Source organism: Blastococcus sp. SYSU D01042 (assembly GCF_054050515.1).
Genome location: NZ_JBJGZM010000010.1, coordinates 120,247 through 141,609 on the forward strand (window position 1 = coordinate 120,247; position 21,363 = coordinate 141,609).

Annotated in this window: 25 protein-coding genes; 10 read left to right on the forward strand and 15 right to left on the reverse strand. The window is 74.0% G+C overall.

Annotation, left to right across the window (positions count from 1 at the left end; translation table 11 throughout):
* Positions 1 to 62: 62 nt before the first annotated feature.
* Positions 63 to 443 carry an ArsR/SmtB family transcription factor gene (locus tag ACI79H_RS17210; protein WP_456555633.1) on the forward strand — a complete coding sequence of 127 codons (381 nt, stop codon included), beginning with the start codon at positions 63 to 65 and terminating at the stop codon, positions 441 to 443.
* Between the two features lie 46 nt (positions 444 to 489).
* Here ACI79H_RS17210 and ACI79H_RS17215 read toward each other — a convergent pair whose 3' ends face one another.
* From ACI79H_RS17215 to ACI79H_RS17245, 7 genes are all read right to left on the reverse strand, one after another.
* Positions 490 to 1,461: a quinone oxidoreductase family protein gene (locus tag ACI79H_RS17215; RefSeq protein ID WP_456555634.1), complete on the reverse strand. Its 972-nt coding sequence runs from the start codon at positions 1,459 to 1,461 to the stop codon at positions 490 to 492.
* A gap of 79 nt (positions 1,462 to 1,540) precedes the next feature.
* Positions 1,541 to 3,277, reverse strand: a complete 1,737-nt coding sequence (locus ACI79H_RS17220) for a DUF429 domain-containing protein (protein WP_456555635.1) — start codon at positions 3,275 to 3,277, stop codon at positions 1,541 to 1,543.
* A 178-nt stretch (positions 3,278 to 3,455) separates the two neighbouring features.
* Positions 3,456 to 3,617, reverse strand: coding sequence for a Zn-dependent oxidoreductase (locus tag ACI79H_RS17225; RefSeq protein WP_456555636.1), 162 nt, complete (start codon positions 3,615 to 3,617; stop codon positions 3,456 to 3,458).
* A 96-nt stretch (positions 3,618 to 3,713) separates the two neighbouring features.
* The gene (locus ACI79H_RS17230; protein WP_456555637.1) at positions 3,714 to 4,277 is read right to left on the reverse strand and encodes a class F sortase; all 564 of its coding nucleotides are present in this window, start codon (positions 4,275 to 4,277) and stop codon (positions 3,714 to 3,716) included.
* Positions 4,278 to 4,309: 32 nt separating this feature from the next.
* On the reverse strand, positions 4,310 to 4,828 hold the full coding sequence (locus ACI79H_RS17235) for a hypothetical protein (protein ID WP_456555638.1): 519 nt from the start codon (positions 4,826 to 4,828) through the stop codon (positions 4,310 to 4,312).
* A 200-nt stretch (positions 4,829 to 5,028) separates the two neighbouring features.
* Positions 5,029 to 5,541, reverse strand: coding sequence for a peptide-methionine (S)-S-oxide reductase MsrA (gene msrA, locus ACI79H_RS17240; protein WP_456555639.1), 513 nt, complete (start codon positions 5,539 to 5,541; stop codon positions 5,029 to 5,031).
* Positions 5,542 to 5,614: 73 nt separating this feature from the next.
* A complete protein-coding gene (locus ACI79H_RS17245; RefSeq protein ID WP_456555640.1) occupies positions 5,615 to 6,457 on the reverse strand; it encodes a nucleoside-diphosphate sugar epimerase in 843 nt (280 codons plus the stop codon).
* Between the two features lie 218 nt (positions 6,458 to 6,675).
* Between ACI79H_RS17245 and ACI79H_RS17250 the strand changes: the two genes are divergently transcribed.
* Both ACI79H_RS17250 and ACI79H_RS17255 read left to right on the forward strand, forming a co-directional pair.
* A complete protein-coding gene (locus tag ACI79H_RS17250; RefSeq protein WP_456555641.1) occupies positions 6,676 to 7,500 on the forward strand; it encodes an alpha/beta fold hydrolase in 825 nt (274 codons plus the stop codon).
* Positions 7,501 to 7,582: 82 nt separating this feature from the next.
* Positions 7,583 to 8,575, forward strand: coding sequence for an EamA family transporter (locus ACI79H_RS17255; protein ID WP_456555642.1), 993 nt, complete (start codon positions 7,583 to 7,585; stop codon positions 8,573 to 8,575).
* 7 nt (positions 8,576 to 8,582) lie between these two features.
* On the opposite strand, the gene ACI79H_RS17260 is transcribed toward ACI79H_RS17255, so the two are convergent.
* Positions 8,583 to 8,786: a zinc-ribbon domain-containing protein gene (locus ACI79H_RS17260; protein ID WP_456555643.1), complete on the reverse strand. Its 204-nt coding sequence runs from the start codon at positions 8,784 to 8,786 to the stop codon at positions 8,583 to 8,585.
* 127 nt (positions 8,787 to 8,913) lie between these two features.
* Between ACI79H_RS17260 and ACI79H_RS17265 the strand changes: the two genes are divergently transcribed.
* Positions 8,914 to 10,092 (forward strand): polysaccharide deacetylase family protein, encoded by a 1,179-nt coding sequence (locus tag ACI79H_RS17265; RefSeq protein WP_456555644.1) that lies wholly within the window; start codon positions 8,914 to 8,916, stop codon positions 10,090 to 10,092.
* Positions 10,093 to 10,104: 12 nt separating this feature from the next.
* Here the strand turns inward: ACI79H_RS17265 and ACI79H_RS17270 are convergent, their stop codons facing one another.
* Positions 10,105 to 10,680 (reverse strand): hypothetical protein, encoded by a 576-nt coding sequence (locus ACI79H_RS17270; protein WP_456555645.1) that lies wholly within the window; start codon positions 10,678 to 10,680, stop codon positions 10,105 to 10,107.
* A 49-nt stretch (positions 10,681 to 10,729) separates the two neighbouring features.
* Positions 10,730 to 11,083 carry a helix-turn-helix domain-containing protein gene (locus tag ACI79H_RS17275; protein WP_456555646.1) on the reverse strand — a complete coding sequence of 118 codons (354 nt, stop codon included), beginning with the start codon at positions 11,081 to 11,083 and terminating at the stop codon, positions 10,730 to 10,732.
* A 215-nt stretch (positions 11,084 to 11,298) separates the two neighbouring features.
* Between ACI79H_RS17275 and ACI79H_RS17280 the strand changes: the two genes are divergently transcribed.
* The gene (locus tag ACI79H_RS17280; protein ID WP_456555647.1) at positions 11,299 to 12,117 is read left to right on the forward strand and encodes an acyl-CoA thioesterase; all 819 of its coding nucleotides are present in this window, start codon (positions 11,299 to 11,301) and stop codon (positions 12,115 to 12,117) included.
* Between the two features lies 1 nt (position 12,118).
* On the opposite strand, the gene ACI79H_RS17285 is transcribed toward ACI79H_RS17280, so the two are convergent.
* Positions 12,119 to 12,721 carry a TetR/AcrR family transcriptional regulator gene (locus ACI79H_RS17285; protein ID WP_456555648.1) on the reverse strand — a complete coding sequence of 201 codons (603 nt, stop codon included), beginning with the start codon at positions 12,719 to 12,721 and terminating at the stop codon, positions 12,119 to 12,121.
* A gap of 172 nt (positions 12,722 to 12,893) precedes the next feature.
* Between ACI79H_RS17285 and ACI79H_RS17290 the strand changes: the two genes are divergently transcribed.
* The 3 genes from ACI79H_RS17290 (at position 12,894) to ACI79H_RS17300 (ending at position 16,374) form a co-directional block, all read left to right on the forward strand.
* On the forward strand, positions 12,894 to 13,667 hold the full coding sequence (locus ACI79H_RS17290) for an SDR family NAD(P)-dependent oxidoreductase (RefSeq protein WP_456555649.1): 774 nt from the start codon (positions 12,894 to 12,896) through the stop codon (positions 13,665 to 13,667).
* Between the two features lie 94 nt (positions 13,668 to 13,761).
* A complete protein-coding gene (locus tag ACI79H_RS17295; RefSeq protein ID WP_456555650.1) occupies positions 13,762 to 14,526 on the forward strand; it encodes a crotonase/enoyl-CoA hydratase family protein in 765 nt (254 codons plus the stop codon).
* 186 nt (positions 14,527 to 14,712) lie between these two features.
* The gene (locus tag ACI79H_RS17300; RefSeq protein WP_456555651.1) at positions 14,713 to 16,374 is read left to right on the forward strand and encodes a class I adenylate-forming enzyme family protein; all 1,662 of its coding nucleotides are present in this window, start codon (positions 14,713 to 14,715) and stop codon (positions 16,372 to 16,374) included.
* Between the two features lie 71 nt (positions 16,375 to 16,445).
* Here the strand turns inward: ACI79H_RS17300 and ACI79H_RS17305 are convergent, their stop codons facing one another.
* Positions 16,446 to 17,087, reverse strand: a complete 642-nt coding sequence (locus ACI79H_RS17305) for an FMN-dependent NADH-azoreductase (protein WP_456555652.1) — start codon at positions 17,085 to 17,087, stop codon at positions 16,446 to 16,448.
* Positions 17,088 to 17,177: 90 nt separating this feature from the next.
* On the opposite strand from ACI79H_RS17305, the gene ACI79H_RS17310 reads away from it, so the two are divergent.
* Positions 17,178 to 17,699, forward strand: coding sequence for a MarR family winged helix-turn-helix transcriptional regulator (locus ACI79H_RS17310; protein ID WP_456555653.1), 522 nt, complete (start codon positions 17,178 to 17,180; stop codon positions 17,697 to 17,699).
* Here the strand turns inward: ACI79H_RS17310 and ACI79H_RS17315 are convergent, their stop codons facing one another.
* Positions 17,700 to 18,419 (reverse strand): hypothetical protein, encoded by a 720-nt coding sequence (locus ACI79H_RS17315; protein WP_456555654.1) that lies wholly within the window; start codon positions 18,417 to 18,419, stop codon positions 17,700 to 17,702.
* A gap of 205 nt (positions 18,420 to 18,624) precedes the next feature.
* Between ACI79H_RS17315 and ACI79H_RS17320 the strand changes: the two genes are divergently transcribed.
* Positions 18,625 to 19,845 (forward strand): 3-deoxy-7-phosphoheptulonate synthase, encoded by a 1,221-nt coding sequence (locus ACI79H_RS17320; protein ID WP_456555655.1) that lies wholly within the window; start codon positions 18,625 to 18,627, stop codon positions 19,843 to 19,845.
* A gap of 12 nt (positions 19,846 to 19,857) precedes the next feature.
* Here the strand turns inward: ACI79H_RS17320 and ACI79H_RS17325 are convergent, their stop codons facing one another.
* Positions 19,858 to 20,709, reverse strand: a complete 852-nt coding sequence (locus ACI79H_RS17325) for a dioxygenase family protein (RefSeq protein WP_456555656.1) — start codon at positions 20,707 to 20,709, stop codon at positions 19,858 to 19,860.
* 36 nt (positions 20,710 to 20,745) lie between these two features.
* A complete protein-coding gene (locus ACI79H_RS17330; protein WP_456555657.1) occupies positions 20,746 to 21,348 on the reverse strand; it encodes a TetR/AcrR family transcriptional regulator in 603 nt (200 codons plus the stop codon).
* Between the last annotated feature and the right edge of the window lie 15 nt (positions 21,349 to 21,363).

Here is a 21,363-nt window from a genome sequence, read left to right on the forward strand (position 1 = left end):
CCGGGGTACTTGATGAACTTATCAAGCACACGAGTCGTCCGCTGCGTCCGTATGCTCGGCGCATGCCGTTCACTCCCGGTCGTCCGCTGGCCGAGGCCGAGGCGGAGTTGTTCAAGGCGCTGGCACACCCGGCGCGGATCCGCGTCCTGGAGCTGCTCGCCGAGCAGGAACGGACCATCGGCGAGCTGGCCGAGGAGACCGGTCTGGAGCTCTCGCACCTGTCGCAGCAGGTCAGCGTGCTGCGCCGGGCAGGCATCGTGGGGAGCCGGCGGGTGCGGAACAACGTCATCTGCTCGCTGTGCGACCCGCAGACGGCGGAGCTGCTGGCGGTGGCCCGGCGGATGCTGACCGCGAATCTGCGTCAGGGGCAGGTGCTGCTCAAGGAGCTCGACGGAGTGCAGGACGCGGTCGCCCTGGCGGACGTCGCCCGGGCCGAGGGCTGACCGCCCGCGGGAACGCCCCGGAGGACGTTCCCGCGAGAACAGCGCCTCAGCGGGTGGGGTCGAGGACGAGCTTGCCGGTGGTGCGGCGGGCGAGCAGGTCCTGGTGGGCGTCGCGCACGTTGGACAGCGGGTACCGGCCGCCGGCGATCGGCCGGAGCGAGCCGTCAGCGGTCATGGCCAGCAGGTCGGTCATGGCGGCGTCGAGCATGTCGGGTCGGGCCATGCAGTGGGCCAGCCAGAACCCGATGACGGCGCGGCTCCTCTGCATGAGCGCACCCGGGGGCACCGACGGCGTCTCCTGGCGGGCGGCCATCCCGTAGGTGACCAGCCGGCCGAAGGGGGCCAGCGCCGAGAGCGAGCCGGAGAAGACGTTGCCGCCGGTCATCTCCAGCACGATGTCGACCGGCCTGCCCCCGTTGGCCTCGCGGAGGGCGGCGGCGAACTGCTTCGGGTCGTCGTCGGCGAGCGCGGGGTCGACCGTGGCGTGCGCGCCGAGCTCCTCGGTGAGCGCGCGCTTCTCCGCGCTGGACGCGGTGGCGATGACCCGGCCGGCACCCCAGCGGCGGGCGAGTTGCACGGCCAGCGAGCCGACGCCCCCGGCGCCGGCGATGACGACGACGGACTCGCCCTCGGCCAGGTGCGCGCTGGTGCGCAGCAGGTGCCACGCGGTCGAACCCTGCAGGACGAGGGAGAGCGCCTGCTCGTCGGTCACGCCGTCCGGCACGGCCCAGCTGAGCCGGTCGTTCGCGGCCACCCGCTCGGCGTAGCCGCCGCCGTCGAGCAGGCCGACGACCCGCTGCCCGCCCCCCACCGGCGTGCCGACGAACTCGGCCCCCGGGATGAGCGGCAGCTGCTGGGCGGCCAGGTAGGAGTTCTCGATCTGGTGGGTGTCGGCGTAGTTGATACCGGCGGCCGAGACGTCGTGGAGGGTCTGGCCCGCACCCGCCTCCGGCTCGGGGACGTCGACGACGGTCAGGACCTCGGGGCCACCGAACTCGGTGATCTGGACTGCGCGCATGGGGGTGAGGCTATGACCTGCTCACCCCCGGACGACGTTCCGGCCGCTCCCGTCGGCGTGCTCGGCCGCGGCGCGGTGGTCAGCTGCCGGTGAGCCGCTGCAGCCGGGTGGTCAGCGCGGGCCGCCGGTCGGCGTTGCCGTGCAGGTCCACGTACCGCTGCCCGAAGCCGGCCAGCAGCGTGTCGTCCAGCCGTCGCACGGCACCCGGGGGATAGCGGTAGTCCATCCGGGCGGTGATGCCCCTGTCGTCGACGCCACGCAGCACCTCGCCCAGCTCCACCAGGCTGGTCACGCCCAGTTCGAGCAGCAGGCCGGAGATCCAGGTGTAGTGGTCCGGGCGCGACCATCCGGCGTCGGCGTACTGCCCGGCCAGGAACGCAGCCAGTTCCCGGGGCGCGATCCGAGGGTCGTCGGGGTCGATGTCGTCGGCCTCGTCGCCGGGAGCCGGTGCCCGGAGGCGCTCGCGGATCGCGGTGAACTGCTGGTCGGCCAGCTCCAGCAACCCGGCGGCCAGGGTGAACCGGCGGTCGAACTCGGAGGCGTGCTCGTCCGGCACCGTGCCCTTGTATCGGATGTCGTGCTCGAACTCCGCCCACGCGTGCTGCAGCACCGTGCGCACCTGCACCTGCACCACGCGCCCGACCAACTCCGGCAGCTCGGCCGCCCGGCCCGGGTCCACGCCGATCAGCAGGTGTCGGCTGGAGTACCCGAACCGGCCCTGCTGCGCGGTCTGCCGCCCCATGTCGCGGTCGTCGATCACGCGCACCTGCTCGGCCAGAAGTTCGGCGACCGCCTCCACGTCGCTCTGCACGTAGGTGATCACCCGCACGCCGATCTGGTCGGTGATGTCCCGCGCCGGGTCCGGGTAGGCGGGCACGCCGTCGACCGTGCGGGCCGCCTTCTCCGCGAACGAGGCGATGGTCTTGGTCCGCCCTGTCACCGACAGGTAGTTGATCCCGGCGTCGTCGAGCAGCCCGGTGACGAGCGCGAGCGCCTTCTCTCCGGCGACCAGGGTCTCGGGCCGGCTGTCGGCGTACGCCTGGATGGCCTGCTGCACCGGGTCGGGCGGGGGTGCGGCGACGCGGGGGCCGGGCTCCAGGTCCGGGGGCAGCGTGGGGGTCACGATGGCGCCGCCGGCCGCGTCGCCGTAGGTGGTCACCTCGTCCGGGCGCCGGACGGCGATCCACCCCACGTAGGCGCACACCACGGCGTCGACCTGGTCCTCCGCCACCCGCAACTCGCTCTTGCGGATGGCGTCCTGCACCTGCTGGCGCAGCGCGGCGAACGGTGCACCGAGGTCGAGCTCGGGCACCGCGTCCAGCAGGTCGATGAGCAGGAGCAGTTCCGCGCGCATCTGCTCGAGCGTCCTGCCCGGCTTGTTCTTGTACTTCAGCGTGCGGCCGAGCCGGAACAGCGCCACCGTGGCCGCGTGCGGGTAGACCTCGATCGCCCGGCGGTCGCGACCCGAGCGGGGGTCGAGGTCCAGTTTCAAGCGCCGGCCGATCCGCCCGCCGCGGGTGTCGCCGTCGGTGAACTCGGGCTTGCCGGTGTTCGTCGGGTGCGCGCCGGCCTGGAACCTCGCGAAGTCGGCGTTGAGCGCCCGCTCGGCGGCCCGGTTCCCGGTGGCGTTGGTGACCACCAGCGGGGCGTCGATCGCCACGATGCACGGGCCTTCGGTGAACGGGGCCAGCGCGGTCTCGATCTCCTCGTCGGTGCGCACCGCGCTGACGTGCACCAGCCGGCCGGCGTCGTCCAGCACGGCGAGGCCGGTGGGTTGCCTGGGCCCCCAGGCGAGGTCGATCCCGATGTGCTGCACGGGGTCAGCTTGCCCTGCCCCGCACCTCGTCGCGGCTCGTCCCGCGGGATCTGGCGTTGTGCGTGCGACCCTGCCCGAGACCGCTCGGCTTCTCCGGGTGGACCAGCTGCGCGGACCTTCACGACACGGACTCGCCGCAGGCGCGGCTCCCCGAGACGCCCGCCCGCGAGCCGTCAGGTCAGTTGCCGGACATCCGGTGGTGGGTGTCGGCGTAGTTGATCCCGGCGGCCGAGACGTCGTGCAGGGTCTGGCCCGCACCCGCACCCGCCTCCGGCTCGGGGACGTCGACGACGGTCAGGACCTCTGGTCCGCCGAACTCGGTGATCTGCACAGCTCGCATGACGCGACCCCAGCCGTGAGCCACCTGCTGCTCCCATGACCGCGCGCTGCACCCGGGCGGCGGGGGCGTGTCGATCCGGAAGGGACGGCTCGAGCTCTAGCTCCGGCTCGCCAGCTCCGCGTAGACGATGATGTTGTCGAGGTAGTCGCCCGAGGCGGAGTCGAAGGCGCCGCCGCAGGTGATCAGGCGCAGTTCGGGCTCCGCGGTCTCGGCGTAGACCCGGTCGGCCGGGAAGGCGACCTTGTCCGCGCGCTGGACCTCGGTGACCTCGAAGACGTGCTGGTCCACCCGGACCTCGTCCCCGGGCTCCAGGGTGTGGAGCTGCGCGAAGACGCCGGGCCGGCCCGCGCCGTTGACGTGGCCGAGGATGATCGAGGGCCCGGTCTGACCGGGCTCGGGGCCGGGCTCGTACCACCCGGCGATCTCGGGCTGCTCGACCGGTGGGACCTCGTGCTCGCGGGTCCCGGTGAGGCCCAGGCCGACCAGCGGCGCAGCGTTCACCCCGATGGCCGGGATGACCAAGGACGTGGGCCCGGCGGCCGGAGCAGGAGCCGTCGTGGACGGTGCCGGGGCGGACGTGGTCGTCCGGCCCGCTCCCTGCGGCGTGTCGCCGTCCTGCGACTCCGCCGGCGAGGAGCCGCACCCTGCGAGGATGACCACGCAGAGTGCGGCTCCGGCGGCCGTGCGACGGGTCACAGCGAGCCGGTGTCGATGCCCCGGCTGGTGTCCGGGATCGCCTCGAACTGCGAGTTCCCGGCGGACGCCCGGGGTGCTGCCGGCTTCGGGGCCGGCCGCGTCGCGGGCGGCTGCTCGTTGACGTCGGCGACGCCGTTGCCGTTCTTGTCCGAGCCGGGACCGAAGCAGTCCTCGACCGTCAGACCCCCGCGCCCCGGCTCCGAGCAGAGGAACTCGCGGTCGTCGCCGGATCCGTCCGTGGGCTCGGCCGCGGGGGGCGCCGGCTGCTCGGCGACCGGCGGTGCGGGCTGCTCAGGCTCCTCGGGCACCGGCTCCTCGTCGACCGGGATCTCGGGGAACTCCTCGTCGCAGGCGATGAGCGCTGCCTCGAACTCCTCGTCCGACAGCTCCTCGCTGATCTCCTCCACGCACTCCTCGAAAGAGGTGGCGGCGGCGGCTGCGGTGGTGCCGAGGCCGCTCAGGACCAGCACGGTGGTGCCGGCGAGGGCCAGGGGCAGTCGATGGCTGAGCTTCATGTGCAGGTGTCTCCCCGTGAGCGTGAAGGAACGGTCCGTTCCCTCCGGACCCTACTGACGCCCGCGGGCCTGCTCGCAGGTACCCGGTAGTCGGGGTCATAGGCACCGTCGCGCCGGGCGCCCCGGATGCGGCGGAGGGTGGGCGACCCGTCGGTCGCCCACCCTCCGCGGCAGCGCCCGGCGTCGCGGGCGTCAGCTGCTCAGGCGGTCTGCTCCTGGCGGCGCGGGAGCACCCAGTCGGGCCGCACGTAGTGGCACGTGTACCCGAACGGGATCTTCTGCAGGTAGTCCTGGTGCTCCTCCTCGGCCTGCCAGAACGGGCCGGCCGCCGTCACCTCCGTGACGACCTTCCCCGGCCAGATGCCGGAGGCGTCGACGTCCGCGATGGTGTCCTCGGCGACGCGCTTCTGCTCGTCGCTGGTGTAGAAGATCGCCGAGCGGTAGCTGCGGCCGATGTCGTTGCCCTGCCGGTTCTTCGTCGACGGGTCGTGGATCTGGAAGAAGAACTCGAGCAGCTCCCGGAAGCTGATGACGTCGGGGTCGAAGACGATCTCGACCGCCTCCGCGTGGTCACCGTGGTTCCGGTACGTCGCGTTCGGGGTGTCGCCCCCCGAGTAGCCGACCCGGGTGCTGATCACCCCGGGGCGCTTGCGCAGCAGCTCCTGGGCTCCCCAGAAGCAGCCGCCGGCCAGGATCGCGGTCTCGGTGGTCATCGTTCGCCTCTTCTCTGCGGTGGACGCACGGGGACAACGCCGTGACGGGCCCAGGTCCTTCCCCGTCCCGACCTCAGCCTGCCTGCCGCAGGAGCGGCGCTGCGTCCACGAGGAAGGTCTGCAGCGACCGTGCCGGCCGACCGGTCACGCGCTCGACGGTGTCGGTGACGACGGCGAAGCTCCCGCCCCGCACCCGCTCGAACGTCAGCGCGGTGAGCTCCCGCTCGAAGCCCTCCATCCCGGCGACGGCGTCGTCGACCGACAGCTCCCGGTGGACGACGGGACGCCCGACGCCCTCGGTGAGCAGTTCCGCCGTCCGTGGCAGGGAGAGCGACTCCGGGCCGGTCAGCTCGTGCACCTGCCCGGTCTGCTCGGGGTCGAGCAGTGCCCGTTCGGCGACCGCCGCGATGTCCCGGGCGTCGATCCAGGCCACGGTCGCGCCGGCTGCGCCGAAGGCCAGCACGCCGTCCCGGGTGATCGCGTCGAGGTAGAAGCGCCGGTCGGTGAACACCTGCATGAACCAGTTCGGCCGCAGCACCGTCCAGCTCCGGCCGCTGTCCCGCACGACGCGCTCGGCCCGCATCGAGTAGCTGTCGGGACCGACGTCCTCGGCGTTGCGCTCGGAGAGCAGGACGACGTGCGCGCCGGGAGGCACCGCGTCGAGCAGCCCGCCCAACAGCTCCGGCGCGTCCGCGCGGTCGGGCCGGACGAGGTACACGGCGTCCACGCCATCGGTGGCCGCCGCCCAGCCCGCCGGCCGGTCCCAGGAGAACTCGACCGGCCGCACGCCGTCGATGGCCACCGACGCGGGGGTGCTGGTCCCGCCGAGCACCTCCACGCCGGGCCGGGCGGCCAGCAGCTCGGCCAGCGGCGCGCCGGTCTTCCCGCGGACACCGGTCAGCAGGACACGGGTCATGGCAGCTCTCCCTCGGCTCGGACGACCTCGTCGAGATGAGCGAGCAGGAGCACCTGGATCTTCCAGGGCTCCGGGAGTGCCGCCGGAGCTGCACGCAGGGACCGGAGGACGTCATCCAGAGCACACCTCGCAGTCACCTGCCGGCCCTAGCGTCGGGCCAGCCGCGGCCCGCTCGGCCGCGGCCGGCGCACCGCCCACCGGGAGCAGGAGGCTCACCCATGCCCGCGATCACGACCGCCGACGGAACCGAGATCTTCTACAAGGACTGGGGCACCGGACAGCCCATCGTCTTCAGCCACGGCTGGCCGCTGTCGGCCGACGACTGGGACAGCCAGATGATGTTCTTCCTGGCGCAGGGCTACCGGGTCATCGCGCACGACCGGCGCGGCCACGGCAGGTCGGCGCAGGTCGGCGGGGGCCACGACATGGACCACTACGCCGACGACCTCGCCGCGCTGACCGCGCACCTGGACCTCCGCGACGCCGTCCACGTCGGGCACTCGACCGGTGGCGGCGAGGTCGCGCACTACATCGCCCGGCACGGCCAGGACCGCGTCGCGAAGGCGGCCCTGATCAGCGCGGTGCCGCCGCTCATGGTGCAGACCGACGCCAATCCCGGCGGGCTGCCCAAGAGCGTCTTCGACGGCATCCAGGAGCAGGTGGCCACCAACCGGTCGGCGTTCTACCGCGAGCTCGCCGCGACCGCCTTCTACGGGTTCAACCGGCCCGGGGTGGAACCGGTCGAGGCGATCATCCAGAACTGGTGGCGCCAGGGGATGATGGGCGGCGCGAAGGCTCACCACGACGGGGTCGTCGCGTTCTCCCAGACGGACTTCACCGACGACCTGAAGAAGATCACCGTGCCGGTGCTGGTCATGCACGGCGACGACGACCAGGTCGTGCCCTACGCCGACTCCGCACCGCTCTCGGCCGAGCTGCTGCCGAACGCGACGCTGAAGACCTACGCCGGCTTCCCGCACGGCATGCCGACCACCCAGGCGAAGACGATCAACGCCGACCTGCTGGCGTTCCTGCGGGACTGACGCAGGCGCCGGGCCCCGGCGACTAGCGTCCGGTCCGGCAGGAGCGCACGTCCGTCGACTCCTCGCACGTGGGGGAGGCGCCGTGCTCGACCGCCGGACCGGGCTGCTCGGACTGCTGCTGGCGGCGCTCTCGGCGGCCGCCTTCGGCACCGCCGGGGTCTTCGCCGCCGGCCTGCTGGACACCGGCTGGAGCGCCGGGGCCGCGGTCACGGTGCGCATGGGGCTGGCCGCGATCGCGCTGACCGTGCCCGCGGTCCTGCAGCTGCGCGGGCGGTGGCCGCTGCTGCGCGCGAACGCGGGCGCCGTCCTGGCCTTCGGCGCGCTCGCCGTCGCCCTGCCGCAGCTGGCCTACTTCTCCGCGGTCGCCCGGCTCTCGGTCGGGGTGGCACTGCTGCTGGAGTACTCCGCCGTCCTGCTCGTCGTGCTGTGGACGTGGGCGCGCCTCGGGCAGCGGCCCACCGCGCTGACCGCCACCGGCGTCGTCGTGGCACTGCTCGGCCTCGTGCTGGTGCTCGACGTGGTCAGCGGGGCGCAGCTCGACCCGGTCGGCATCGCCTGGGGCCTGCTCGCCGCGCTCGGCCTGGCCGCCTACTTCATCCTCTCCGCCAAGACCGAGGGCGCGCTGCCGCCCCTGGTCAGCGCCTGGGCGGGTCTGGTGGTCGGCGCGCTCCTGCTCGGCGCGGCCGCGCTCGTGGGCGCCGTCCCGTGGCGGACTGCGACGTCCGGCGTCGAGTTCGCCGGGCGGTCGACCGGCTGGCTCGTGCCGGTCCTGGGCATGTCCCTGCTGGCAGCGGCCTTCGCCTACGCCACCGGCATCGCGGCCGTCCGCCTGCTGGGCTCGCGGCTCAGCTCGTTCGTCGGGCTCACCGAGGTGCTGTTCGCGGTGGTGTTCGCGTGGCTGGCGCTGGGTCAGCAGCCGGGGGCGGTGCAGCTGGTCGGTGGCGTCGTCGTCCTCGCCGGCATCGTCCTCGTCCGGCTGGGGGAGCGGCCGGCCGAGGAGGAGGCGGTCGCGGTCGACGCGCTCCCGGTCGCCGCTCCGGGCCGCCCGGCCGAGGGGGAGCCCGCCGGCCGGTGACGGCCGGTCAGACCGCGACGGCGGTGCCGCAGATGCCGCAGATCTCCAGCCGGCGGCGTCCCCACCGCGCCACCGGGACGAAGAACACCGAGAGCTGCCGGAACCGGCGCACCCGCTGCCACCGCGTGGTGTCCCCGCACCGGGGGCAGGTGCGGACCTCGCCGGGCCCCAGGTCCCGCTGCTTCGTCCCGAATCCGAAGAGGAAGAACACGGCGCCAGCGTAGGCAGCCGCACGTGCCCGGCGCGTTGCGGAACCGGCGCGCGCCGACGGGGTGCGCGGACGGTTCCGTGCTGTCACGCTCCCCTGCAGAGCCACCGGGGGGAACGGGGGAGCGACCGTGAGTCACGTCTGGGCGCAGCCGGTCGGGGCACGACGACGACGCCCCTGGGCGGTGCTCGCGGTCGCGGTGGCAGCCACCTGCGCGGGGCAGCTGCTGCTGAGCCCGGTCGCGCAGGCCGCCGGCTGCCCCGCCCCGCTCGGCTCGGTCCTGACCACCTCGCCGCCGACCGGGGAGCGCACCGTCGCGCTGACCTTCGACGACGGGCCGCGCCCGGACAGCACGCCGGCCGTCCTGGACGTGCTGCGGTCCCGGGGGGTCACGGCCACCTTCTTCGTGACCGGCGGCAACGCCGCCCGTCACCCGGACCTGGTCCGGCGGATCGTCGCCGAAGGTCACACCATCGGCAACCACTCCTGGTCGCACCCCGACCTCAGCGGGCTGTCGCCGGCCGGCCGGGCGGCCGAGATGGATCGGACGTCGCAGGCGGTCGTCGACGCGACGGGGGTCGTGCCCTGCTTCTTCCGCGGCCCCTACGGCGTCCACGGCGGCGCGATCGCGAGCCAGGCGGTCGAGCGCGGCATGAGCGTGGTCGGCTGGTCGCTGGACACCCGGGACTGGACGACGCCGGGCGGCTGGAGCCCGTCGTTCCAGCAGCAGATCGTCGCCGCGGCCACCGCCCCGGCGGGCGCGCACCCGATCGTGCTGATGCACGACGGTGGCGGCTACCGGCAGAACACCGTGGCCGCGCTGGACCGGATCATCTCCGACTACGTGGCGCGCGGGTTCGTCTTCACCGACCCGGCCGGGCAGGCCGCCCGGCAGGCGACCGGCGGCGGGGAGCCGAGCGCGCCGTCCGGAGGCGCCAGCTCCGGCGGCACCTACGTCGTCCGGGCGGGGGACTCCCTGAGCTCGATCGCCGCCCGTCTCGGCGTGGACTGGCAGGACCTGCACGCCGCCAACCGCGACGTCATCGGCGCCGACCCCGGGCTGGTGAAGGCGGGTCAGCGGCTGACCGTTCCCAGTGCGGCGGGCAGCTCCGACGACGGCGACGAGGTCCCGACCGCGCCGTCGGCGGGGGGCGGGTCGACCACCTACGTGGTGCGGCCCGGTGACTCGCTGAGCTCGATCGCCGCCCGCTTCGGCGTGGACTGGCGGGAGCTGCACGCCGCGAACCGCGACGTCGTCCCCGATCCCGGGCTGGTCCGGGCCGGGGTCGAGCTCACCGTCCCCGGCTGACACGGAAGGCGGTCAGCCCTCCGCGGCGCGCTGCTCCTCGATCGCGGCCAGCACCGTCTTCCGCGCCTTCCCGAGGTCGCGCTCGGCCCGTTCGGCACGGTCCAGCTGGCTCGCGCCGTGCATGCCCGCGACCCGGCGGCGCGCCTCGGGAGCGGTCAGGTCCAGCAGCTCCGCGGCCGCCCGGGCCTCGCGTGCCGCGTCGGTGTCGGGCACGTGCTGCTCGGACCCCGACCGCTTCTCCCGGTCGGTGGCGCGCTGCTCCTCGGCGCTCAGCAGCTGCCAGGCGGCGTCGGGCAGGTAGCGGCGGGTGCTGTCGTCGTCGACCCGCGCGGTGCCCGCGCCGTCGGCGGTGTGCCAGTCCTGGTCGGTCCACTGCTGCAGGTGGCGCTGCGCGTCGGTGCGCTCGCCCTCGTGCCGGTAGCCCCCGCCGGCGGCCTCGTACTCGCTGACCAGCAGCTGGCTCTTGCGCGCGCTCCACTGGCCCGGCCGGCCACCGCGGTCGCCGGCCTTGATCTCCTCCTTGAGCCGCGCGCGCAGCTCCGGATCGGTGTAGTCGTCCGCGTAGTCCTCCGCCGTCTTGCCGCTCATGGCGGAGGGGGCTACCCGGCCGGCCGCCGGATCACCCGGCGCCCCGCCGTCAGGCGACGTCGGTGCGCGCGCCGGAGAGGTACTCGCGCACGGCACCCTCGGGCACCCGGAAGGACCGGCCGACGCGCACGGCAGCCAGCTCGCCGCCGTGGACCAGGCGGTAGACGGTCATCTTCGAGACCCGCATGATCGCCGCGACCTCGGTGACGGTCAGGAACGCGACCGCCGGTCGGGGGGCCGGCCGCTGCGGCACCGGCGCGGCGGCCATCGGGGCGCCGGGGCGCGCCATCGGCTGCTGCACGGCCGGGCGGGCGGTGGGGACGGCGGCACGGTGCACCGGACGCGCGCCGTAGGCGGCCGGGCGGGGGAGAGCGGGAGCGGCGGAGCGCTGGGGAAGGGACACGTCGTTCTCCTCGGGTGGTCCGCGGGTCGCGGGTAGCTCGTCAGTGGCGACGGTGTGCGCCTGTGCTGCTACCGACCGTAAGTGGCGGGGCGGTCCTGCACGAGGGGTACAGCAGACGAGACGGAACGGTCCGCTTCGTCAGATGTTGTCCCGGGGACACGTGGTGCGCCGGGGTGGTGCGTCGCGCGAGGGGATGGGGGTGCGAGGGTGCCGCCATGGGAGATCTGGGCACGGACACGCTGGTCGAGCAGGTCGCCGAGGGCCGGTTCCGGGCGACGCCGTCGGCCGCGTGGGACATCTGGGGGCCGATGGGCGGCTACATCGCCTCCTTCGCCCTGCGCGCGGTGGGCGCCACCGCACCCGACCGCCGGCCCGGCGCCTTCTCCTGCCACTACCTCGGCGTCGCCCGGCCCGAGCCGCTCGACATCGAGGTCCGCACGCCGCGCTCGGGACGCACCGCGAGCTCGTCGACCGTCTCGATCACCCAGGACGGCAACCCGATCCTGAGCGCGCTCGTGTGGGCGGTGGCCGAGAACGAGGGGCTCGAGCACGACGAGACGGTGCCCCCGGCCGTCCCCGGGCCGGACGAGCTGCCGCTGGTCGAGTTCCCCGGGCCCGCGCGCATCCCGTTCTGGGACAACCTCGACCGCCGGCCGATCGCCCTCGAGGAGCCCTGGCCGCCGGAGGGCCCGCGCCCCGCCGTCTGGCAGGAGTGGCTGCGCTTCCGCGGCACGCCGACCTTCGCCGATCCGTGGGCCGACGCGGCCCGCTCGGTGGTCCTCGTCGACCTGCCGAGCTGGCCCGCGGCGCACCGGCAGCACGCGTGGAGCCGGCCGCCGTTCACCGCGCCCACCCTCGACCTCAACGTCGCCTTCCACCGCCCGGCGGTCGACGAGCCCTGGCTGCTCTGCGACGGCGCGGCGCCGATCTCCACCCGGGGCATGTTCGGCTGGCGGGCGAACGTGTGGTCACCCGGCGGGCAGCTGCACGCCTCCGGCGGCGGGCAGTGCCTCTACCGGCGGCAGCGCGGCTGAGTCAGTCGCCGGCGGCGACGACGTCCGGCGCGGTGAGGGCGAGGAAGGTCGCCGCCAGCCGGCGGCCGAAGTCGTCGTCGACCGGGAGCCCGGTGACCGCGACCCGGGCGAGCAGCGGGGACACGAGCAGCTCGACCAGCATGGCGACGTCGGTGTCCGGGGGCAGCTCGCCGCGGGCGATCGCCCGCTCGAAGGGCTGCCGCACGAACGCCGTGTCCTGCGAGGCGAGCTCGTGCAGGCTGCCGCGCAGCTCGGGGTCGTCGGCCGTCGCGCGGGTCCGGACGAACGCCACCGTGGTCGGGCTGCCGAACAGCCGGACCAGGCCGCCCACCAGGGCCACCACGTCGGCGGCCAGGTCGCCCTCGTCCGGCCGGGGGTAGTGCTCCAGCTCGCCGGTGACCAGCACGTCGCGGACCAGCTCGGCCTTGGTCGCCCACTGGCGGTAGAGGGTGGACCGGTGCACGCCGGCGGCGGCCGCGACGTCCTCGAGCCGCAGTGCGGCATACCCCTTGGCGACCAGCAGCCGGCGGACGGCGGCGTGCACCTCCTGGCGCACCCGGTCGCTGAGGCCCCGGGGCCGTCCGCGGGTGCTCGGCTGGTCCACCCGGGCAGCGTCGCACGGCACCCGACACGACCGACAGGTTTCTGCGACAACCCGTTGCAGAAAACGATGCTCCCTGGCTAGCTTCCCAGGAGCGGGACACCGGCAGACCGGCCTGCGCCGGTCCGCACCGCCGTCCCCGCCATCGTCGCCGTCCGAACCAGGGGAGTCACCCGTGCAGCTCGAGAACGTTTCCGCCATCGTCACCGGAGGTGCCTCCGGTCTGGGGGCGGCCACCGCGCGCGCCCTCGCGGCCCGCGGCGCCAAGGTCGTCGTCGCCGACATCGCGGACGACAAGGGCAACGCGCTCGCCACCGAGATCGACGGCGCCTTCGCCCACGTCGACGTCACCAGGACCGACGACATCATCGCGGCGACCGAGCTGGCCAAGACCCTCGGCCCGTTGCGCGTCCTGGTGAACTGCGCCGGCATCGGCTCGGCCAGCCGGACCGTCGGCCGCGGCGGCTACGAGACCGCGTTCGACCTGAACACCTTCCGCCGGGTCCTCGAGATCAACACCATCGGCACCTTCGACTGCATCCGCATCGTCGGCACGGCCATGGCGCAGGAAGAGCCGCTGGAGGACGGCGAGCGCGGCTCGATCCTCAACACCGCCTCCGTCGCCGCGCTGGACGGCCAGATCGGGCAGGCCGCCTACTCGGCGTCCAAGGGTGCCGTGGTCTCGATGACGCTGCCGATCGCCCGCGACCTGTCCGCCATCGGCGTGCGCGTCAACACCATCGCCCCCGGCCTGATCGACACCCCGATCTACGGCTCGGGCGAGGCCTCCGAGGCGTTCAAGGACAAGCTCAAGCGCGACGTGCTCTTCCCCAAGCGCCTGGGCTACTCCGAGGAGTTCGCCACCCTCGCCGTCGAGGTGCTCGCGAACAGCTACATGAACGCCGAGCTCATCCGCCTCGACGGTGGGGCCCGTCTGCAGCCCAAGTGATCGCCGGGCCGGGGGCGCAGCACCCGCGCCCCCGGCCGGCGCCGGTCCGACCGCACGACCCGACCCAACGCGTCACCGATCGAGGGAGAGAGCAGTGTCCGACGAGGTGCTCCTGGACCGCCGGGACGGCGTCCTGGTCATCACCATCAACCGCCCCGAGGCGCGCAACGCGCTGAACCGGGCCGTCGCCGAGGGGATCGCCGCGGCGGTCGACGAGCTGGACGCGTCCGACGACCTCCGGGTCGGCGTGCTGACCGGCGCCGGGGGGACGTTCTCCTCCGGGATGGACCTGAAGGCGTTCATGCGGGGGGAGACCCCGAGCATCCAGGGGCGCGGGCTGTGCGGCATCGCGGAGACCCCGCCGCGCAAGCCGCTCATCGGCGCCGTCGAGGGGTGGGCGCTGGCCGGCGGCTTCGAGCTGCTGCTCGCCTGCGACCTCGTCGTCGCAGCGGAGGACGCGCGCTTCGGCGTCCCCGAGGTGAAGCGCTCCCTGGTCGCCGCCGGCGGGGCCGCGCTGGCCCTGCCCCGGCGCATCCCGCAGACCATCGCGCTGGAGATGCTGCTGACCGGTGACCCGATCGGCGCTCCGCGCGCCGCCGAGGTCGGCCTGGTCAACCGGGTGACCGCGCCGGGGGAGGCTCTGGCGGGGGCCCTCGCGCTGGCCGAGGTCATCGCCGCCAACGGCCCGCTCGCCGTGGCCGCCACCAAGCACCTCGTCCGCTCGGCCCCCGACTGGACGTTCGCGCAGGGCTGGCAGGAGCAGTCCACCGTCATCGCCCCGGTGTTCGCCAGCGAGGACGCCCGGGAGGGTGCGACGGCCTTCGCGGAGAAGCGCGCGCCGCAGTGGAAGAACCGCTGACGTGTCCGGCAGCCCCGGCGGTGCTCGGCGCCGTCGGGGCCCCGGCAGGGGACCGCGGGGAGCCTGTTGCCGAAATTGCTTCGAGCGTGAAAGTGTCCGATGTGTTGCCGGGGTCACTGCCCGGCGGCCCGTCGTGCAACCCCGTCTAGGAGGCGTCGTCCCGTGTCGTTGACCCATCAGGAGGCCGTGGCTCAGGTCACCAGCCCCGGGCAGATGTTCGAGCTCGCGCCGTGGACGCGGCCTGATGGCGTGACCTACGAGATCTTCAAGAACGCTCCGCCGAGCATGCGGGAGATCTTCGCCCTCTGCCGCGCCCACGGCGATGCGCCGTACCTGGTCTTCGGGGACGAGCGCCGCAGCTTCACCGAGACCTTCGCCGAGGCCGACGCGTTCGCCGCTGCCCTGGTCGAGCGCTACGGCGTGCAGAAGGGCGACCGCGTCGCCATCGCGATGCGCAACTTCCCCGAGTGGGTGGAGGCCTTCATCGCGATCCTCTCGATCGGCGCGATCAGCGTCTCGATGAACGCGTGGTGGACCGAGGACGAGCTGGACTTCGCGCTCGAGGACTCCGGCGCCACCGTGATCGTCGCCGACGAGCAGCGGGCGAAGCTGGCCGCCGCCTCCGCCCGTCGGCTGGGCGCCCGGACCGTCGTCGTCCGGGCCTCGGCCCCGGTCGAGGGCGCGGACCGCTGGGAGGACGTCGTCGTCCCGGGTGCCGCGCTGCCCGAGGTCGCCGTCGGGCCGGAGGACGACGCGACCATCCTCTACACCTCGGGCACGACCGGCCGCCCCAAGGGCGCCGTCTCGACGCAGCGCGCGCTGGTGAACACGGTCATGGGCTTCCTGGCCCGCGGCATGGTCGCCGCGCTGGTGACGCCCCCGGAGGACCCCGACGCCCCGCCCGGTGGCGCGATCCTCGCCGTCCCGCTGTTCCACGTCACCGGCTGCGTCGCGGTGATGCTGGGTTCGCTGGTCGCGGGCCGGAAGCTCGCGATCATGTACAAGTGGGACCCGGAGGAGGCCCTCAAGCTGATCGAGAGCGAGAAGCTCGCGGCTTTCGTCGGGGTGCCGACGCAGAGCATCGACATGCTGCAGCACCCGCGCTTCGCCGAGTACGACACGTCCAGCCTGCTGTCGGTGGGCGGCGGTGGCGCCCCCACGCCGCCGGCGCTGATCGCCAACATCGACAACTCGTTCAAGGCCGCGAGCCCGGGCTTCTCCTACGGCATGACCGAGACCAACGCGCTCGGCCCGAGCCTCGCCGGGCAGGACGCGCTGGACAAGCCGATGGCGGCCGGCCGCGTGCCGCTGCCCATGCAGGCGGAGATCCGGGACCCCTCCACCTTCGAGGTGCTGCCCGTCGGCGAGCGCGGGGAGATCTGGTTCCGCGGCGTCAACCTCATCCGCGGCTACTGGAACCGGCCGGACGCCACCGCCGAGACGATCGTCGACGGCTGGCTGCGCACCGGCGACATCGGGCACCTCGACGACGAGGGCCTGGTCTACGTCGACGACCGGCTCAAGGACATGGTCCTGCGCGGCGGTGAGAACGTGTACTGCGCCGAGGTCGAGGCCGCGATCTACGAGCACCCCGCCGTCATGGAGGCCGCCGTGCTCGGCGTGCCCCACGAGCGGCTGGGCGAGGAGGTCGCCACGGTCATCGTGCTCAACGACGGCGCCTCGCTGACCAAGGACGAGCTGGTCGGCTTCCTGGGTGAGCGGCTGGCCCCGTTCAAGATCCCGACGGTGATCGACATCCGCACCACCGCGCTGCCGCGCAACCCTGCCGGCAAGTTCCTCAAGCGCGAGCTGCGCGGCGAGCTGGAGCCGCAGCAGCAGCGGGGCTGACCCGCACCACGCCGACCGCCCGGCCCGGCTCCGCGAGGAGTCCGGACCGGGCGGTCGTCGGCGTTCCGGGGTCAGGCCGCGATGCGCGTGGACAACGACTCGCCGGCCTCCTCGGCGGCCGCCTCCGCGTTCTTGCGCAGCAGCTCCGCGAGCTCGCTGAACTCGTCGAGGGCCGGGTTGACGCCGACGAGGGTGAACTCGCGCTCGACCAGGGTGAGGTCGGCGCCCCACACGTCCACGAGGACCCGCCGGTAGTAGTCGGTGGAGTGGTCCCAGCCCTCCCGCGGAGTGCCGGCGCCGTACGCCCCACCGCGGGTGACGAGGGCGACGACCGGCTTGCCGTCGAGCAGTCGCGCGCCGTGGGGTGCACCGGCGATGGCCAGGTCGATCCACGTCTTCACGTGCTGGGAGACGCCGAAGTTGTAGAAGGGCAGCGCGAGCACCGCGGCGCTCGCGTCCTGCAGCTCGGCCGCCAGCTGACCGGCCAGCGCGAGCGCCTCCCGCTGCGCGTCGCTGCGGTCCTCCTCCGGAGAGAAGGAGCCGGCGATGGCGTCGGCCCAGGCGGTGGCGGGCAGCGGGTGCTGACCGAGGTGGCGGCGGACCACGGGGACGTGCGGCCGCGCGGCGGAGAACCGGTCGAGCACGCGGTCGGCGAGCGCGCTGCCGGCGGACCGGGGGCCCTGGATGGAGGCGTCGATGCGGAGAAGGGTCACGGGGGAGCTCCTCGGACGAGTGACTTGAATGTTCAACCCCACGGTAGGACGCGCGACTTGAATGTTCAAGTGCCGGGGTACAGTCGTCCTGTGGGCGCCGACACGAACCGCGGGGGCACCGACCGCGGGGTCCCGTGGCTGTCGGACGACCAGCAGCAGGACTGGGCCGCGCTCATGGCCCTGGTGATGACGCTGCCGCCCGCGCTGGACGCCCAGCTCAAGCGCGACGCGGGCGTGAACTCCTTCGAGTACCACGTGCTGGCGCGCCTCTCGATGGCCCCGCACCGGACGCTGGTGCTCAGCGAGCTGGCCGAGCAGGCGCAGGGCTCGCTCTCCCGCCTGTCGCACGCGATCACCCGGCTCGAGCGGGCCGGGTGGGTGGAGCGGCGCACCTGCACCGACCGCGGCCGCCGCGTCGAGGCGCGGCTCACCGAGGCGGGGATGACCAAGCTCGAGGCGATGGCCCCGGGGCACGTCCGCGAGGCCCGCCGCCTCGTGGTCGACGTGCTGACGCCGGCCCAGCTCGCCGCGCTCGGTCAGGCCGCGCGGGCCATCACCGCCGTGACGATGGCGGACGAGCCCGAGGCGTGCCGGGAGCTCGGCGACTGCTGACTAGGGGGCGCCGAGGCGGTAGGTGTACTGCCCGGTGCTCCAGTTCATCGTCGCGTTGTAGGAGTACCCGCTCTGCGTGCCGTCGCCGTTGTCCCGGTGGGCGGCGAAGCAGGCGAACACCGTGGTCTGCTCTGTCAGGTCGTCCGTGGAGCCACCGCCCACCGGAGAGCAGCTCACCTCGAGGATGGGTCCGTCGAGCAAGCCGTCCGCGACATGCCCGTCGGCCATCGCCTTGACGCTGGCCTCGATCTCGGGGATGGACGCTCGCCGCAGTGCCCGCTCGGCGTTGTCGCGCCTTTCCTGCGCCTCCGCTTGCGCCTCTTCGGCGGCTTCGGCCCTCTCGCGACGTTCCCGCTGCTCGCGCTCCTCGGCGGCGGCTTCCTCCGCGGCGGCGGCCTCCGCTTCGGCCTCGGCGACCCGCTCGTCGTTCGCCACCTTCCACGCGATCCCGCCACCGACGAGACCGAGGAGCACGACCAGGGCGCCTACGACGGCGAGCAACCGCCTGTGGCGCGTCTTCGCGGGGACGTCGCGTGGCTGCGCCGGGGCGTCGGGCCACGTCTGACCCGGCGGTGGCAGTTCGAGCCACTGGGTGCCGTCCCAGTACCGCTGCTCCCCGGTGGGGGTCGGGTACCAGCCCGCCGCCGGCGTCGGTCCGGTGCCGCTGTCGTCCCCGGGGCGATCGTGCGCCGGGGTTGCTCCGGAGGGCGGAGTGCTCATGGGCAGGGACGGTCGCACGGATCGGTAGCCAGCAGCGGGCGTGCGAGCGTCCTATCTGCACTCGTCGGTCTCGTGACCCGGGATCCGCTGCGAGGTCGGGGACGTGCCCGGATCGGATCCGGTGTTCGATCGGGCGGTCGGACGGACGATGCTGTGCGGGTCCACCGCAGTCCGCGGTGCGGCACATCGAAGCGCTGGAGGGGTCGTGGCGGACGCGATGCTGGAGCAGGCCACCCGGATCGCCGAGCTGCTGGTCGACGTCCAGACGCGGGTCAACGCGCGGATCGACGGCGCCCTGACCGAGCTCCTGCCGGAGGTCGCCCGGCGGCTGGGCGTCGCCGACGTCCCGCCGGTCGACCTCGGCGACCTCGTGAACGCGCGCATCACCGGGCTCAGCGTCGTCGTCACCCCGGCGGCCGTCGCCTCCGTCGTCCCGCTCTCCGAGGCGTCGGTGGCGACCACCCGTGCCGCGCGCCGGGCGGTCACCGACGTGCTCGACGGAGCCGACGACCGGCTGGTCGTGATCGCCGGCCCGTGCTCGATCCACGACCCGGCGGCCGCGCTGGAGTACGCCGCCTTCCTCGCCGGCATGCGGGAGCGGCACGGCGCGGACCTCGAGATCCTCATGCGCACCTACACCGAGAAGCCGCGGACCGAGGTGGACTGGAAGGGCTTCGCCTACGACCCCTTCCTGGACGGCTCGAGCCGGATCAGCGTCGGCCTGGTCGCCACCCGGATGCTCATGTGCCGCATCACCGAGCTCGGCCTGCCGGTCGCGGCGGAGCCGCTGAACGCGCTGACCCCGCAGTACGTCAACGGGCTGGTCACCTACAACGGCGTCGGCGCCCGGAACGTCACCGACCAGACCGCGCGCGAGCGGGTGTCCGGCTTCTCCTCGGTCGTCGGCTTCAAGAACTCGCCGGAGGGCAGCATCGACGCCGCGGTCCAGGCGATCGTGGCCGCCCGGGCGCCGCACGAGTTCCTCGGCGTCGACGCCCACGGCGTCAGCGCGCAGCTGTCGACGACGGGCAACCGCACCGGGCACGTGATCCTGCGCGGTGACCGGTCCGGGCCCAACTACTCCGCCGAGCACGTGGCCGCGACGACGCAGAAGCTCGCCGCGCGCGGCCTGCCGGAGGTGGTCGTCGTCGACGCCTCGCACGGCAACAGCCAGAAGGACCACCGGCGCCAGCTCGAGGTCGTCCGGGACCTCGCCGGGCAGGTCGCCGGCGGCCAGGGCGCGATCCGCGGCGTCATGGTCGAGAGCAACCTGGTCGCCGGGCGGCAGGACCTCGACCAGCGGCACCCGGAGCGGCTGGTCTACGGCTGCAGCGTCACCGACGCCTGCGTCGACCCGGCCACCACCGAGGTGATGCTGGCCGAGCTCGCCGCGGCGACCCGGGCCCGCCGGGAGTCCGTCGCCTGACCGGCCGCCGGCTCAGGCGACCTGCAGGGACCGCTTCGACAGCCCCAGCCAGAAGCCGTCGATCGCGAACTCGCGCGGCGCCTCCGGGTCGGTGGCCGCACCCAGGGTGACGAACAGCGGCGTGAAGTGCTCGACCGTGGGGTGCGCGTACGGCATCCCGGGTGCCCGGTGCTGGTAGTCGGCCAGCGCGTCGACGTCGCCGCGGGTCAGCTGCTCGGCGGCCCAGGCGTCGAAGTCGGCCGACCAGCCGGGCAGCGTCTCCCCCCGGAAGTCCGACCGGGTCAGGAACGGCAGGCCGTGGGTGGTGAAGCCCGAGCCGATCACCAGCACGCCCTCCTCGCGCAGCGCGCGCAGCCGGGCGCCGAGGCGCAGCAGCCGGTCGGGGTCCGACGTCGGCAGGCTGAGCTGCAGCACCGGGATGTCGGCCTCCGGGTACATGACCTTCAGCGGCACCCAGGCGCCGTGGTCCAGGCCGCGGTCCTGCTGCTGGTGCACCGGCTCGCCGCCGCCCAGGGCGCCGAGGACACGGGCGCCGAAGGCAGCTGCGTCCGGGGTGTCGTAGCGCATCCGGTAGTACATCGGGTCGAAGCCGCCGAAGTCGTAGACCGGCGTCACGTGCGCCTCGGTGCTCGACAGGCTCAACGGCGCGGCCTCCCAGTGCGCCGAGACGATCAGCACCGCCCGCGGGCGCGGCATGGACCGGGCCCAGTCGAACAGCTGCGTCATCCAGGCGGGGTCCTCGAACAGCGGCGGGGCGCCGTGGCTGAGGTACAGGGCCGGCAGCGCGCCGTCCTCCGGCGTCCAGGCGGCGTGCGCCCCGGCGGCGGCGACGCGCTCGAGGTGTCCGGCGAAGGGGTGTGCCATGGGTGCGACGGTACGACCACTTACTTGAAGCGTCAACTACTTGCGGTGCCGCAGGGCGACGGCGATCTCGCGGGCGGCGAGCGCGCGGGCGCGCGGCAGCGGGTCCTCCGCCGGCAGGTCGGGGGTGGTGGCCTGGCGGGCGAACCGGTTGAGGGCGCCGTCGTAGAGCAGCAGCAGCGTGGCGGCGAGGTCGGCGGGGTCCCGGGCGCCGGCCTCCGCGGCCAGCTCGCGCAGGCGGTCGACCAGCAGGCGCGAGTCGGCGTCCAGCCAGCGCTGCCCGGGGTGGCCGGCCGGGAGCTCGGTGGCCGCGGCGAGGAAGCCGCACCCGCGCCGGTTGCCCGAGTGCTGCCGGTAGGCCGCCACCGCGTCGAAGACCGACAGCAGCCGGTCGGCGGGCTCGGTCCGCCCGGCGAGCACCTCGTCCCACGTGCGGCGCCAGTCGGCGTGCCGCTGTTCCAGGTAGGCCGCCACCAGCGCGTCCTTGCCGCCGAAGTGCGCGTACATCGTGGCGGGGGAGGCGCCGGCCCGGGCGAGGACCGCGTCCACGCCGGTCGCGGAGATGCCCGAGGCGTAGAACAGCTCGCCGGCCGCGGTGAGCAGCCGCTCGCGAGCCGACCGAGGTGCGGGACCCTGCGCCATGCGCCTACTGTAACG

What these genes read in the sequence shown, in the direction of transcription:
- ACI79H_RS17315 (WP_456555654.1), bottom strand. Translation starts at nt 18,419, where the DNA reads ATGAGCACTCCGCCCTCCGGAGCAACCCCGGCGCACGATCGCCCCGGG.
- ACI79H_RS17270 (WP_456555645.1), bottom strand. Translation starts at nt 10,680, where the DNA reads ATGAGCGGCAAGACGGCGGAGGACTACGCGGACGACTACACCGATCCG.
- ACI79H_RS17235 (WP_456555638.1), bottom strand. Translation starts at nt 4,828, where the DNA reads ATGAAGCTCAGCCATCGACTGCCCCTGGCCCTCGCCGGCACCACCGTG.
- msrA (WP_456555639.1), bottom strand. Translation starts at nt 5,541, where the DNA reads ATGACCACCGAGACCGCGATCCTGGCCGGCGGCTGCTTCTGGGGAGCC.
- ACI79H_RS17210 (WP_456555633.1), top strand. Translation starts at nt 63, where the DNA reads ATGCCGTTCACTCCCGGTCGTCCGCTGGCCGAGGCCGAGGCGGAGTTG.
- ACI79H_RS17325 (WP_456555656.1), bottom strand. Translation starts at nt 20,709, where the DNA reads ATGGCACACCCCTTCGCCGGACACCTCGAGCGCGTCGCCGCCGCCGGG.
- ACI79H_RS17245 (WP_456555640.1), bottom strand. Translation starts at nt 6,457, where the DNA reads ATGACCCGTGTCCTGCTGACCGGTGTCCGCGGGAAGACCGGCGCGCCG.
- ACI79H_RS17225 (WP_456555636.1), bottom strand. Translation starts at nt 3,617, where the DNA reads ATGCGAGCTGTGCAGATCACCGAGTTCGGCGGACCAGAGGTCCTGACC.
- ACI79H_RS17330 (WP_456555657.1), bottom strand. Translation starts at nt 21,348, where the DNA reads ATGGCGCAGGGTCCCGCACCTCGGTCGGCTCGCGAGCGGCTGCTCACC.
- ACI79H_RS17280 (WP_456555647.1), top strand. Translation starts at nt 11,299, where the DNA reads ATGGGAGATCTGGGCACGGACACGCTGGTCGAGCAGGTCGCCGAGGGC.
- ACI79H_RS17215 (WP_456555634.1), bottom strand. Translation starts at nt 1,461, where the DNA reads ATGCGCGCAGTCCAGATCACCGAGTTCGGTGGCCCCGAGGTCCTGACC.
- ACI79H_RS17250 (WP_456555641.1), top strand. Translation starts at nt 6,676, where the DNA reads ATGCCCGCGATCACGACCGCCGACGGAACCGAGATCTTCTACAAGGAC.